The organism is Pseudomonas sp. LBUM1657 (assembly GCF_059716075.1).
In genome coordinates this window covers 6,181,689-6,194,273 of sequence record NZ_CP166799.1, presented here as the reverse complement: position 1 = coordinate 6,194,273, position 12,585 = coordinate 6,181,689, and the positions used below count along the sequence as shown (strand labels likewise).

Genomic DNA, 12,585 nt, shown 5'->3' with positions numbered 1-12,585 from the left:
GATAAAGTCCGTTTCCCGTTCTGGAATTGCTCATGTCTGCCACTTTCGACCCCGATCATTTGCGTGCCGCCCTGCGACCACTGGCCGAGGGACAGCCGTTGTCGGTTGAGGCGTTGGCTTACCAGCGGTTTTACGGACTGGATTTTCCGGGACGTCACCTGCGCAGTGGTCTGGGGCGTTTCGCGATCGATGGTTATGACGTGGTCAGCCAGGTCTGGTGGCCCGAGGACGCGAAAGCGACGCTGTTTCTGTTCCACGGTTTTTACGACCACACTGGGCTCTACCGGCATGTGATCGAGTGGGCGCTGGATCAAGGTTTTGCGGTGATTGCCTGCGACCTGCCGGGGCACGGACTGTCCAGTGGCGAGCGCGCCAGCATCAAGGATTTCGCCGAGTACCAGGACACGCTGCAAGGATTGTTCGCCGAGGCGTTGTCCCTTGGTCTGCCGCAGCCGTGGCACCTGTGCGGGCAGAGCACCGGGGGCGCGATCGTGATCGATCATGTGCTCAACCAGGGCGCGAGCAGTCCGGCCCAAGGCCAGGTCATCCTGCTGTCGCCGCTGGTGCGGCCGCGAGCCTGGGGCTGGTCGCAGCTCAGTTATTACCTGCTCAAGCCTTTCGTCAAAGCCATCGCCCGGCGCTTCAGCGAGAACTCCAATGACCCGGACTTTTTGCCGTTCCTGCAAGCCGATCCGTTGCAGCCATTGCGCTTGCCGACGGCGTGGGTCGGTGCGCTGGCGCGCTGGATCAAACGCATCGAAGCCGCACCGGACAGCACGCGACGGCCGCTGATTGTGCAGGGTCAGGCGGACATGACCGTGGATTGGCAGCACAATCTTGAAGTGTTGCGAGGCAAGTTCGATCGGCCGCAGGTCTTGATGTTGCCGCAGGCGCGGCATCATCTGGCGAATGAGACGCTGGCGATGCGGCAGGAGTATTTCGGGTTTTTGACGACGCGGATCAACGGGCGGAATCTTTAGAGACTGTGGTGGCCCCTTCGCGAGCAAGCCCGCTCCCACATTAGACCGAGTTGTCCAGATAGACGGTCAACTGTGGGAGCGGGCTTGCTCGCGAAAGCGATTTTGCAGGCGCCGGATATCACTGGCGAAGCGTTGAAGTATCTTGCCCCACCGCCAGCCCCGCGCGAATCGCCGCCAACGCCGCCTGATAATAGGCCTTGCCTTCAGCCGACTCGGCAAACGTGGCGAATTCTTCCAGTTCGTTATCCGACAGGTCGCGATAGACATACAGCAGCGTGTTGTTCAGGTCGCTGCCGATCTGGTCCATCAAACGCTGGCGTTGCCCGTTCAACATGCCCTGCGCCTGACCACCACCCAGCAGACCGGGGATCATCGAACTCAGGCTGTCCGCCGCGACACCGGCAATCGCCAGGCTGACTTCCGCGCCGGCCTCGCGAGCGGGCAGGGCTTGGGCCAGGTGACCGATGATCAGCATGCGCGTGTCGCTGGCTTGCATCTTCGGCAGACCCTTGGCGTTTTTCGCCAGTTGGTCGCGACGGGTCGCCAGCAGTTCGGCGGCGACGATTTTCTTGCCCAGGGGTGACTGGAAGAACGTCAGCGCAGGTTTCGGATCGGCGAGGGTCTTGCGCAATTGTGCTTCGGCGCGCTGATCCACGGCCTGGGGAGCAAAGCGCTGATTGCTGTTATTGACCAACGCCTGGAACACCGCCGGTGGCAGGCTGTTCTGGTAGCGCTGCTGGGCGGCTGAAAGGGCGTCGTTGAAATGCGCGCGTTGTTCTGGCCAGCCGGCGACCTTGTACAACTGGTCGTGGCCGTCTGCCCACGCGGGCATAACGCAGAACATCAGCAGTGAGAAAAGCAAACGGCGCATAGGGACTCCTGTCAGCAGGCGACTATTCTCCGTGGGGCATTGGTACTTGTCGAGAATTCGTATCAAGCCGCTGCGCGGCTCTGTCGGATTTCCAGGCACAGGCATACTATGCGCGCCATGCAAATCCCCTCTGATCACCCGCTGCTGTTACGTATCGTCGACGACCTGGCTGAGCACGGCTGGTCGCAGCAGAATATTTTCCTGCCTCTGAGTCTGACTCGGGAACTGGCGGCTGAGTGCCATAAACGTGCAGCCGAGGGCGAATTGGCCCCGGCCGCCGTGGGGCGCGGGCCGTCATCGGAGATTCGCGAGGGGATTCGTGGCGATCATATCCAGTGGATCGAACCCGGCCAGGCCGAAGCGTGCGACAGCTATCTGGGGTTGATGGACAGCCTGCGTGAAGCGCTGAATCGCGGGTTGTACCTGGGCCTGGAAGACTTCGAAAGCCATTTCGCCCTGTACCCGCCCGGCGCGTTTTACCTCAAGCATGTCGACCGTTTTCGCGACGATGACCGGCGCATGGTGTCGGCGGTGGTCTACCTCAACGACGCCTGGTTACCCGAGCACGGCGGTCAATTGCGCATGTACCTGAATGAAGGCGTCGAATACGATGTGGTGCCGACCGGCGGATGCCTGGTGGTGTTCCTGTCGGGCGAGGTCCCCCACGAAGTCCTGCCCGCGACCCGAGATCGCCTGTCGTTGACCGGCTGGTTCCGGCGTCGTGGCAACGAGCCGTTATGATCATGCAGAAAATTCTGGTAAGCCGCTGTTTGCTGGGGCACCGCGTACGTTACGACGGCGGGGCCAGCGGGCCGTTCGATCAACTTCAGCAGTGGATCGATGAAGGTCGGGTGGTGCCGTTGTGCCCGGAGGTTGCCGGTGGGTTGCCAACGCCGAGGGCAGCGGCGGAAATTCCGGGCGGGCAGGGTGGTGAAGTGCTTGATGGACATGCGCCGGTAATCACCATCGAGGGTGAAGACGTCAGTGCCGAGTTTCTCTCGGGGGCGTATCAGGCCTTGGAGCTGGTGCAAAAGCACGGCATCCGCATTGCCGTGCTCAAGGCCAACAGCCCATCCTGCGGCAATCTGTTGACCTATGACGGGACGTTCACTGGCGTGAAGGTCAGTGGGGAAGGGGTGACGGCGGCGTTGCTCAAGCGCCATGGCGTAGCGGTCTTCAGTGAGCTGGAGTTGGCTCAAGCGGCTCAGGCTCTGGCAGCCCTGGACTAACGATCAATACAAAACAAATGGGAGCGGGCTTGCTCGCGAAGGCGGTCTGCCAGTTGATATCTCTATTGACTGGCACGACCCCTTCGCGAGCAAGTCCGCTCCCACATTAGATCTCCGTCATGTGAGCCATTGCGGGTTGATCAGGGCTTGGGCGCCACGCTCGTATCCGCCCCGAACCACTTCTGCGACAACGCCTCCAATCGCCCATCCGCCTTGATCCGCTGCAGCGCGTTTTCCAGGCTGACATGAAACGCCGGGTTACCCTTCTGGAACGGAATTGCCAGGCTCACCGTCGGGCCGGCCTTCGGCTTCTCTTCTGTCAGCGACTGCACCAGCACCATCGGGCGCGGTTGCTCGTCTTTCTGTGCGATCAATTGCGCATCGGTTTGAATGTAAGGTTCGCTGAAGTCGAAACGATCCTTGAGCGCCGGGGTCACTGTAATGTGATTGATGGCGACGTCGTACTTGCCGCTTTCAACGCCGGTCAGCAAATCGCTGGAATCGGTGATGACGAAGTCCGCCCGCACATCCAGCTCATTGGCCAGCAGTTGACCCAGTTCGACCTCGAAGCCCGTTAATTTGCCGTCATCCTTGAAATTGAAGGGCGGTGTATTAGCCTCAAGGGCAATGCGCAGTTCGCCGCGGTCGTTTACGTCGTCAATCAGTTCGGCATGAGCCAAAGGGCTCAAAAGGGGTAGCAGGCAGATCAGGCCAGGCAAAAAACGCATGGTCACTCCTTTGAATTCATTATCGCGACGCTCTGGTTCAGGCTCGCTTTGCTATGGTTGTCGAATGCCTTCGACAACGAATGGCCGTGAAGTTGTCATGGCCACGCGGATTTTATGGAAAAACTGGAGAAGAGAATGAAAACCTTTATGTCACGTGCTGCTTTGGCTGGCCTGTTGCTGGGTGCTTCGATGCTGGCAACGGCTGCCACACCGGCTCCCAAGGGTGCAGAAGTGTCCATCGTTTCTCCCGAGGACGGTGCCACGGTTCCGCAGACCTTTACCGTCAAATTCGCCGTCGAGAATATCGCGTTGGCACCGGCGGGTGATGTCACTAAAAACACTGGCCATCACCATTTGCTGATCGATGTCGATAAACTCCCAGCCGCGGGTGCACCGATTCCAACGGATGCCAACCACATGCACTTTGGCAAGGCTCAGACCCAGGCTGAAATCAAACTAGCGCCGGGCAAACACACCTTGCAGCTTGTGCTGGGTGACAGCGGTCACCAGCCATTCGATCCGCCAATCGTGTCGAAGAAGATCACCGTCAACGTCAAATGACATTGTCGCGCACATGAAAAAGGAGCCCGAGGGGCTCCTTTTTTTGTCACTCAAGTCACTATCAGAACAGTACACGGCAACGAATGGTGCCGTTGATGTGCTGCAGCTTCTCTTGCGCCATTTCCGAGTACTCGGCGTCGACGTCGATCACGACGTAGCCGACTTTCTCGTTGGTCTGCAGGAACTGACCGGAAATGTTGATGCCGTTTTCGGCAAAGACCTTGTTGATCTCGCTCATCACTCCCGGAATGTTCTCGTGGATGTGCAGCAGACGGTGCTTGCCAGGGTGCGCCGGCAGGGCCACTTCCGGGAAGTTCACGGACGATACCGAAGTACCGTTGTCGCTGTACTTGACCAGTTTTTCCGCCACTTCCAGACCGATGTTGGCTTGCGCTTCAGCGGTGGAACCGCCGATGTGCGGGGTCAGGATCACGTTGTCCAGGCCGCGCAGCGGGCTTGCGAACTCTTCGTCGTTGGAGCGAGGCTCCACCGGGAATACGTCGATGGCCGCGCCGATCAGGTGCTTGTCCTTGATCGCGTCCGCCAGGGCGTCCAGCTCGACCACGGTGCCACGCGCCGCGTTGATCAGGATGCCGCCCTTCTTGATGGCACGGATTTCCTTCTCGCCGATCATCCACTGGGTGGCAGCGGTTTCCGGAACGTGCAGGGTGACGATGTCGGACATGCCCAGCAGCTCGTGCAGGTTGCCGACCTGGGTCGCGTTACCCAATGGCAGCTTGGTCACGGTGTCGTAGAAGTACACCTGCATGCCCAGGCCTTCAGCCAGGACCGACAGTTGAGTACCGATCGAGCCGTAACCGACGATGCCCAGCTTCTTGCCGCGGATTTCGAAGGAGTTGGCCGCGCTCTTGATCCAGCCGCCACGGTGGCAGGAAGCGTTCTTCTCGGGGATGCCGCGCAACAACAGGATCGCTTCGGCCAGCACCAGCTCGGCAACGGAGCGAGTGTTGGAGTACGGTGCGTTGAACACCGCGATGCCGCGTTCGCGTGCCGCGTTCAGGTCAACCTGGTTGGTGCCGATGCAGAAACAGCCAACAGCCACCAGTTTCTTCGCGTGATCGAAGATCTCTTCGGTCAGTTGAGTGCGGGAGCGAATGCCGATGAAGTGAGCATCAGCGATCTTTTCCTTCAGCTGGGCTTCCGGCAGAGAACCTGTGAGGTACTCGATGCTGGTGTAGCCCGCCGACTTGAGGACGTCGACAGCCGATTGGTGGACGCCTTCGAGAAGAAGGAACTTGATCTTGCTCTTATCGAGAGAAGTCTTGCTCATCTGCGTAAACCTGTATCCCGGAGAAAAATGGCAGGAAGCCAGCAGACGCTGACCCGGACGGCAAGAAAGCCGTCGCCGCAGAACGGCCGTTGGGCACTATCCTGCGGGGTCGGTATGCTAGCATATGCACCCCGCTAAACACTCATTCCTGCGACGTGAAGCGTTCTCAGGATGACCATGAATTGTTCGAGAGTTCTGTCGATGACCAATCCTGTCCTGATTGAAGAGCTGAAGTCCCTGGTCGAGCCTGGCAAGGTGCTGACCGATGCCGACTCCCTGAATGCTTACGGTAAGGATTGGACCAAGCATTTCGCCCCGGCCCCGACGGCTATCGTGTTCCCCAAGACCACCGAGCAGGTTCAGGCCATTGTCCGTTGGGCCAATGAGTACAAGGTCGCGCTGGTGCCGTCGGGCGGTCGCACCGGGCTTTCGGCGGCGGCGGTGGCTGCCAATGGCGAAGTGGTCGTGTCCTTCGACTACATGAATCAGATTCTCGACGTGAACATGACCGACCGCACTGCCGTCTGCCAGCCGGGCGTGGTCACCGAGCACCTGCAGAACGTCGCTGAAGAAAAAGGCCTGTATTACCCGGTGGACTTCGCATCGGCAGGTTCCAGCCAGATTGGCGGCAATATCGGCACCAATGCCGGCGGGATCAAAGTCATTCGCTACGGCATGACCCGCAATTGGGTCGCCGGCATGAAAGTTGTCACCGGCAAAGGCGATTTGCTGGAACTGAACAAAGATCTGATCAAGAACGCCACCGGCTACGACCTGCGTCAGCTGTTCATCGGCGCTGAAGGCACCCTGGGTTTTGTGGTTGAAGCGACCATGCGCCTGGACCGTGCCCCGAAAAACCTCACTGCGATGGTCCTCGGCACCGCAGATTTCGATTCGATCATGCCGGTATTGCACGCGTTCCAGAGCAAACTCGACCTGACCGCCTTCGAATTCTTCTCCGATAAAGCCCTGGCCAAGGTCATGGCGCGCGGCGACGTGCCGGCGCCGTTTGAAACCGATTGCCCGTTCTATGCGCTGCTGGAATTCGAAGCGACCACCGAAGAAGTCGCCAACCACGCCCTGGAAACCTTCGAACATTGCGTCGAGCAGGGCTGGGTACTGGACGGCGTGATGAGCCAGAGTGAAACCCAGTTGCAGAACCTCTGGAAGCTGCGCGAATACATCTCCGAAACTATCTCCCACTGGACGCCGTACAAGAACGACATTTCGGTCACCGTGTCGAAAGTCCCGGCGTTCCTGAAGGAAATCGACGCGATCGTCGGCGAACACTACCCGGACTTCGAAATTGTCTGGTTCGGCCACATCGGCGACGGCAACCTGCACTTGAATATCCTCAAGCCGGATAACCTGAGCAAAGACGAGTTCTTCGCCAAGTGCGCGACCGTCAACAAGTGGGTATTCGAAACCGTCGAGAAATACAACGGCTCGATTTCCGCCGAACACGGCGTGGGCATGACCAAGCGTGATTACTTGACCTACAGCCGCTCGCCGGTTGAGATCGAGTACATGAAAGCCGTCAAAGCGGTGTTCGACCCGAATGGCATCATGAACCCGGGCAAGATTTTCGCTGTTTGACTTTTGAATTAAGAGCTACGAACCAGGAGTCGGTAATGAGCTATCAGCACCAGTATGTCGACGGTACGCGTATTCACTTCCCGCTCGGGAAAGTGGTGTGCATCGGCCGCAACTACGCCGAGCACGCCAAGGAACTGGACAACCCGGTGCCAACCGAGCCATTGCTGTTCATCAAGCCTGGCAGTTGCGTAGTGCCACTGGAAGGTGGTTTCAGCATCCCTGCCGAGCGTGGCTCGGTGCATTACGAAGCAGAAATCGCGGTGTTGATCGGCAAGCCTTTGTCGACCAAGCCGAGCCGTGAAGAAGTGCTCGATGCCATCTCCGGCTTCGCCCCGGCCCTGGACCTGACCCTGCGCGACAAGCAGGCCGAGCTGAAATCCAAAGGCCTGCCGTGGGAAATCGCTAAATCCTTCGACGGCGCGGCGGTGATTGCTCCATTCGTGTCCGGCAGCACCTTTGCCGACCTGACCGACATCGGCATTCGCCTGACCATCAACGGCGAAGTCCGCCAGGATGGCAACAGCAGCGCGATGCTCAACCCGATCGTGCCGATGATCCAGCACATGGCCGGCTGCTTCTCGCTGCAGGCTGGTGATGTAATCCTCACCGGTACGCCGGTGGGTGTTGGCCCATTGAATGTCGGTGATGAGATTGTCCTGGAGCTGCCGGGCGCCAGCAGCTTTAGCAGCAGCGTCCTCTGATCCACGCATAACCCTGTGGGAGCGAGCAAGCCCGCTCCCACATTGGTTTTTTGTGATCGACCATGGGAGGGCTTTCCCGCCATTTCCCGTTTTTTTCACATCCTGTCTGGATAATTCCGTGGCTTCTGGCGTCTGAGCCGGTCCCAATTGTGCTATTACCCTTGGCCTGAATTTCTGGAACGCTTCCCTTGATGCCCACCCAAACGCAGCCCACGCTCAAAACTGCTCGCCGCTCGCGCTTTGTCATGCGCTGGTATTCCTGGCTTTTGCTGGTGGCAGCCGCCGCGTATGGCCTCGCGTTTGCGATGCATTGGGATGATCGCGGTGTGCTCTGGGTGCTGGAGCGTTTCCAAAGTCCGGCCGAACGCCAGGAGAGTGTCTGGCTGCCGGATTACCGGGCAGTGATCGATGCCAAGCAGCTGCCGGGCCTGGAAAAGGACGAAGCGTCCGATCTGACCTACAACCCGCAGACCAAAACCCTGTTCTCGGTGATGGGCAAGAACCCGTTCCTGGTCGAGTTGAGCTTGCAAGGTGAGGTACTGCGCAAAATGCCGCTGGTGGGCTGGAGCAACCCGGAAGGGCTGGCGATGATGGGTAACGGACTGATGGCCATTGTCGATGAGCGCGAACACGTGCTCTCCATCGTCAACGTCGATGCCGAGACCCGCGAGCTGAACATCGCCAACTTCCCGAAATACGACCTCGGTCCTTCGAAAGACCAGAACAAGGCCTTTGAAGCCATCGTCTGGGATTCGCGCAATCAGCAGATCCTGCTGGGCGAAGAACGTCCGCCAGCGCTGTTTACCTGGAAAAGCGACGGTAGCCAGACGCTCACAGGTGACAAACACAAGCTCGCCAGTGACGAACTGGACATTCGCAATCTATCGGCCCTGGCCATCGACCCACGTACCGGCCACACCCTGGTGTTGTCCGCCGATTCCCACCTGTTGCTGGAACTGGACGAGAAGGGTGAGCAGGTCAGTTTCATGACTCTGCTGGGTGGTTTCAACGGTCTGAAAAAGACCATTCCTCGTGCCGAAGGCGTGACCATGGACGAGGCTGGCGTGCTCTATATGGTGAGCGAGCCGAACCTGTTCTACCTCTTCGAAAAGCAGCCCTGATCGTTAGTTTGTAGGAATTGACATGCTCGGTTGTAGGATCGGGCTAATGGCCATTAAGCTTCAATTCAGACAGACGTGATATTTCATCCGCCTGTCTTGAATCCGAGCCCGCCCGAATGCGTCGATTTGCCCGTCCCAAACCCCTGATTCTGATCCTGTCGGTGATTGCGCTGATCGTGCTGGTTGCTATCGGCCAATACCTGCGCTTGTTTGAGCGCACCTGGTTCAACCTGCACACCCTCTGGCAGCCGTTGAGCAGCGAGTCCATCGGGCTGGATCAGTACCGGGTGGATATCGAGGCTCGGGTCATCGAGGGGCTGGATGACGATGTTTCGGCATTGACCTACGACCCTGTGCGCAAAAGCCTGTTCACCGTTACCAACAAAAACTCCGAACTGATCGAGCTGTCCCTCGAAGGCAAGATCTTGCGGCGTATGGCGTTGGTCGGCTTTGGCGATCCGGAGGCCGTGGAGTTCATCAGTGCCGACACTTACGTGATCACCGATGAGCGCCAGCAGCGGTTGATCAAGATTCATCTAGAGAAGGACACCACATTCCTCGACGCGGCAGAAGCCGAACAGATGACCCTCGGCGTGCACATGAGCGGCAACAAGGGCTTCGAAGGCCTGGCCTACGATTCGGTGGGCAAGCGGCTGTTTGTCGCCAAGGAACGCGACCCGATGCTGATCTATGAAGTGCACGGTTTCCCGCATTACAACCCGGAGAAATCCTACGCGGTGCACGTGATCAACAACCCCAAGCGCGATGCCGGGATGTTTGTGCGAGACCTGTCGAGCCTGCAATACGACGAGCGCAGCGGCCATTTGCTGGCGCTGTCCGACGAATCCCGGTTGATTCTGGAGCTGGATGTGAGTGGGCGACCGATGAGCACCATGTCACTGAGCAAGGGGCGTCAGGGTCTGCAAAAGACCGTGCCGCAAGCGGAAGGGATCGCCATGGACGACGACGGCACGATGTACCTGGTCAGCGAACCGAACCTGTTCTACGTCTTCAAAAAACCACCGCAACCCTGACCAACACCCCAAAACAAATGTGGGAGCGGGCTTGCTCGCGAAGGGGTCATGTCAGTCAAAGAGATGTCAACTGACAGACCGCCTTCGCGAGCAAGCCCGCTCCCACATTGGGTTTTGCGTTTGGCTTATTGGGCGCGCAGGGTTTTTACGCCTTCACTGGTGCCCAACAACAACAGATCGGCCGGACGCGCCGCGAACAGACCGTTGGTGACCACGCCGACGATGGCGTTGATTTGCGTCTCCAGCTCCACCGGGTTGGTGATCTGCATGTTGAACACATCGAGGATGATGTTGCCGTTGTCGGTCAGCACGCCTTCACGGTAAACCGGGTCGCCGCCGAGTTTCACCAGCTCGCGGGCCACGTGGCTGCGGGCCATCGGGATCACTTCCACCGGCAGCGGGAATGCGCCGAGGACCGGCACCAGCTTGCTGGCGTCGGCGATGCAGATGAAGGTCTTGGCCACGGCTGCCACAATCTTTTCGCGGGTCAGGGCTGCGCCACCACCCTTGATCAGGTTCAGGTGTTCGTCGCTTTCATCGGCGCCGTCGACATAAAACTCCAGGTCGCTGACGGTGTTCAGTTCATACACCGGAATGCCGTGGCCCTTGAGGCGGGCGGCGGTGGCTTCGGAGCTGGCGACCGCGCCATCGAATGCACCCTTGTGTTGGGCCAGCGCATCGATGAAGCAGTTGGCGGTGGAGCCGGTGCCGACCCCGACGATGCTCTTGTCGTCGAGTTTCGGGAGGATGAAGTCGACGGCGGCCTGAGCCACTGCCTGTTTGAGTTGATCCTGGGTCATGCGGGCTCCGAAGCGGGCAAGGGAATAACGGAAAGGCCGGCATTATAGCCCCATGCCGGGCTAAAACCTCTTGATTCGTGTGGTCGCTTAGGCAAAAGCCGGGTTAGACTCCTTGGCCCTGCCCAACCCGCTCAGTGATGCTTTCCGATGCTCGAACAGTACGTCAAAAAGATCCTCACCTCGCGCGTTTATGACGTTGCCGTAGAAACCCCATTGCAGACTGCCCGCCAGCTTTCCGAGCGGCTGGGCAACAGTATTTGGCTCAAGCGCGAAGACTTGCAGCCGGTGTTCTCGTTCAAGATTCGTGGCGCCTACAACAAGCTGACCCAGCTCACTGATGAAGAACGCGCCCGCGGCGTGGTGACCGCTTCGGCGGGCAACCATGCACAAGGCCTGGCCCTGGCGGCGAAAGTGTTGGGCGTAAAAGCCACCATCGTCATGCCCAAGACCACGCCGGAAATCAAAGTCGAAGGCGTGCGTTCGCGCGGCGGCAAAGTGGTGCTGCACGGCGATTCGTTCCCGGAAGCCCTGGCCTACTCGCTGAAACTGGTCGACGAAAAAGGCTACGTCTACATCCACCCTTACGATGATCCCCACACCATTGCCGGGCAGGGCACGGTGGCCATGGAGATTCTGCGCCAGCACCCGGGGCGTCTGGATGCGATTTTCGTCCCGGTGGGCGGCGGCGGGCTGATCGCCGGTATCGCGGCGTATGTGAAGTACCTGCGTCCGGAAATCAAAATCATCGGCGTCGAGCCGGACGATTCCAATTGCCTGCAAGCGGCCATGGCGGCCGGAGAGCGTGTGGTGCTGCCGACGGTGGGACTCTTCGCCGATGGCGTTGCGGTAGCGCAGATCGGCCAGCACACCTTTGACATCTGCAAAGACTACGTCGATGAAGTGATCACCGTCAGCACCGACGAAATCTGTGCAGCGATCAAGGATATCTACGACGATACCCGCTCGATCACCGAACCTGCCGGTGCGTTGGGCGTCGCCGGGATCAAGAAATACGTCGAGCAGCATGGCATCAGCGGCCACACCTTCGTGGCCATCGATTCCGGCGCGAACGTCAATTTCGACCGCCTGCGCCACGTCGCCGAGCGCGCCGAACTGGGCGAGGGCCGCGAAGCGATCATCGCCGTGACCATCCCCGAGAAACCGGGTAGCTTCAAGGCGTTCTGCGAAGCCATCGGCAAGCGCCAGATCACTGAATTCAACTACCGCTACAACACCGGCAGCGAAGCACACATCTTCGTTGGTGTGCAGACGCACCCGGAAAACGACCCGCGCAGTGCGCTGCTGGCCAGTCTCACCGAACAGGGTTTCCCGGTACTCGACCTGACTGACAACGAATTGGCCAAGTTGCATATCCGCCACATGGTGGGTGGCCGTGCGGCTCATGTGGTCGATGAAGTGATTCTGCGTTTCGAATTCCCGGAACGTCCGGGTGCGTTGTTCAATTTCCTCAACAAGCTCGGCGGGCGCTGGAATATATCGATGTTCCACTACCGCAACCATGGGGCGGCGGATGGCCGTGTCGTTGCGGGCCTGCAAGTGCCTCACGAGGAACGTCATCTGGTTCCTGCTGCGCTGGAAGAAATCGGCTACCCATACTGGGACGAAAGCGACAACCCGGCCTATCAGCTGTTTCTCGGCTGAGGGGCTACGCT

Annotated in this window: 13 protein-coding genes; 9 read left to right on the top strand and 4 right to left on the bottom strand. The window is 59.2% G+C overall.

Going from position 1 to position 12,585, the window contains the following annotated elements; translation table 11 throughout:
• Positions 1-32 precede the first annotated feature (32 nt).
• Complete coding sequence (bipL, locus tag ACA055_RS28640) at positions 33-980, top strand: phospholipase BipL (RefSeq protein WP_497681594.1); 948 nt, start codon at positions 33-35, stop codon at positions 978-980.
• A 118-nt stretch (positions 981-1,098) separates the two neighbouring features.
• On the opposite strand, the gene ACA055_RS28635 is transcribed toward bipL, so the two are convergent.
• Positions 1,099-1,851: a DUF2059 domain-containing protein gene (locus ACA055_RS28635; RefSeq protein ID WP_497681593.1), complete on the bottom strand. Its 753-nt coding sequence runs from the start codon at positions 1,849-1,851 to the stop codon at positions 1,099-1,101.
• 108 nt (positions 1,852-1,959) lie between these two features.
• Between ACA055_RS28635 and ACA055_RS28630 the strand changes: the two genes are divergently transcribed.
• Positions 1,960-2,592, top strand: a complete 633-nt coding sequence (locus tag ACA055_RS28630; RefSeq protein WP_497681592.1) for a 2OG-Fe(II) oxygenase — start codon at positions 1,960-1,962, stop codon at positions 2,590-2,592.
• A gap of 2 nt (positions 2,593-2,594) precedes the next feature.
• On the top strand, positions 2,595-3,080 hold the full coding sequence (locus ACA055_RS28625; protein ID WP_497684506.1) for a 2-thiouracil desulfurase family protein: 486 nt from the start codon (positions 2,595-2,597) through the stop codon (positions 3,078-3,080).
• 140 nt (positions 3,081-3,220) lie between these two features.
• On the opposite strand, the gene ACA055_RS28620 is transcribed toward ACA055_RS28625, so the two are convergent.
• Entirely contained in the window at positions 3,221-3,808 is a 588-nt protein-coding gene (locus tag ACA055_RS28620) for a transporter substrate-binding domain-containing protein (RefSeq protein WP_497681591.1), read from the bottom strand.
• A 135-nt stretch (positions 3,809-3,943) separates the two neighbouring features.
• Between ACA055_RS28620 and ACA055_RS28615 the strand changes: the two genes are divergently transcribed.
• Entirely contained in the window at positions 3,944-4,369 is a 426-nt protein-coding gene (locus ACA055_RS28615) for a DUF4399 domain-containing protein (RefSeq protein ID WP_497684505.1), read from the top strand.
• Positions 4,370-4,430: 61 nt separating this feature from the next.
• On the opposite strand, the gene serA is transcribed toward ACA055_RS28615, so the two are convergent.
• Positions 4,431-5,660, bottom strand: a complete 1,230-nt coding sequence (gene serA, locus ACA055_RS28610) for a phosphoglycerate dehydrogenase (protein ID WP_497681590.1) — start codon at positions 5,658-5,660, stop codon at positions 4,431-4,433.
• A 201-nt stretch (positions 5,661-5,861) separates the two neighbouring features.
• Here serA and ACA055_RS28605 point away from each other — a divergent pair, with 201 nt between their 5' ends.
• From ACA055_RS28605 to ACA055_RS28590, 4 genes are all read left to right on the top strand, one after another.
• A complete protein-coding gene (locus ACA055_RS28605) occupies positions 5,862-7,256 on the top strand; it encodes a D-2-hydroxyglutarate dehydrogenase (RefSeq protein ID WP_497681589.1) in 1,395 nt (464 codons plus the stop codon).
• Positions 7,257-7,291: 35 nt separating this feature from the next.
• Positions 7,292-7,957 carry a fumarylacetoacetate hydrolase family protein gene (locus tag ACA055_RS28600; protein ID WP_497681588.1) on the top strand — a complete coding sequence of 222 codons (666 nt, stop codon included), beginning with the start codon at positions 7,292-7,294 and terminating at the stop codon, positions 7,955-7,957.
• Positions 7,958-8,148: 191 nt separating this feature from the next.
• The gene (locus ACA055_RS28595) at positions 8,149-9,078 is read left to right on the top strand and encodes an SdiA-regulated domain-containing protein (protein ID WP_497681587.1); all 930 of its coding nucleotides are present in this window, start codon (positions 8,149-8,151) and stop codon (positions 9,076-9,078) included.
• 116 nt (positions 9,079-9,194) lie between these two features.
• Complete coding sequence (locus ACA055_RS28590; RefSeq protein ID WP_497681586.1) at positions 9,195-10,112, top strand: SdiA-regulated domain-containing protein; 918 nt, start codon at positions 9,195-9,197, stop codon at positions 10,110-10,112.
• A gap of 125 nt (positions 10,113-10,237) precedes the next feature.
• On the opposite strand, the gene rpiA is transcribed toward ACA055_RS28590, so the two are convergent.
• A complete protein-coding gene (gene rpiA / locus ACA055_RS28585; RefSeq protein ID WP_497400293.1) occupies positions 10,238-10,912 on the bottom strand; it encodes a ribose-5-phosphate isomerase RpiA in 675 nt (224 codons plus the stop codon).
• Between the two features lie 147 nt (positions 10,913-11,059).
• On the opposite strand from rpiA, the gene ilvA reads away from it, so the two are divergent.
• The gene (ilvA, locus tag ACA055_RS28580) at positions 11,060-12,574 is read left to right on the top strand and encodes a threonine ammonia-lyase, biosynthetic (RefSeq protein WP_497681585.1); all 1,515 of its coding nucleotides are present in this window, start codon (positions 11,060-11,062) and stop codon (positions 12,572-12,574) included.
• Positions 12,575-12,585 lie beyond the last annotated feature (11 nt).

Excerpts from the sequence above, each read along its gene's own strand:
- bipL (WP_497681594.1), top strand. The coding sequence starts at position 33 with ATGTCTGCCACTTTCGACCCCGATCATTTGCGTGCCGCCCTGCGACCA.
- ACA055_RS28635 (WP_497681593.1), bottom strand. The coding sequence starts at position 1,851 with ATGCGCCGTTTGCTTTTCTCACTGCTGATGTTCTGCGTTATGCCCGCG.
- ACA055_RS28630 (WP_497681592.1), top strand. The coding sequence starts at position 1,960 with ATGCGCGCCATGCAAATCCCCTCTGATCACCCGCTGCTGTTACGTATC.
- ACA055_RS28625 (WP_497684506.1), top strand. The coding sequence starts at position 2,595 with ATGCAGAAAATTCTGGTAAGCCGCTGTTTGCTGGGGCACCGCGTACGT.
- ACA055_RS28620 (WP_497681591.1), bottom strand. The coding sequence starts at position 3,808 with ATGCGTTTTTTGCCTGGCCTGATCTGCCTGCTACCCCTTTTGAGCCCT.
- ACA055_RS28615 (WP_497684505.1), top strand. The coding sequence starts at position 3,944 with ATGAAAACCTTTATGTCACGTGCTGCTTTGGCTGGCCTGTTGCTGGGT.
- serA (WP_497681590.1), bottom strand. The coding sequence starts at position 5,660 with ATGAGCAAGACTTCTCTCGATAAGAGCAAGATCAAGTTCCTTCTTCTC.
- ACA055_RS28605 (WP_497681589.1), top strand. The coding sequence starts at position 5,862 with ATGACCAATCCTGTCCTGATTGAAGAGCTGAAGTCCCTGGTCGAGCCT.
- ACA055_RS28600 (WP_497681588.1), top strand. The coding sequence starts at position 7,292 with ATGAGCTATCAGCACCAGTATGTCGACGGTACGCGTATTCACTTCCCG.
- ACA055_RS28595 (WP_497681587.1), top strand. The coding sequence starts at position 8,149 with ATGCCCACCCAAACGCAGCCCACGCTCAAAACTGCTCGCCGCTCGCGC.
- ACA055_RS28590 (WP_497681586.1), top strand. The coding sequence starts at position 9,195 with ATGCGTCGATTTGCCCGTCCCAAACCCCTGATTCTGATCCTGTCGGTG.
- rpiA (WP_497400293.1), bottom strand. The coding sequence starts at position 10,912 with ATGACCCAGGATCAACTCAAACAGGCAGTGGCTCAGGCCGCCGTCGAC.
- ilvA (WP_497681585.1), top strand. The coding sequence starts at position 11,060 with ATGCTCGAACAGTACGTCAAAAAGATCCTCACCTCGCGCGTTTATGAC.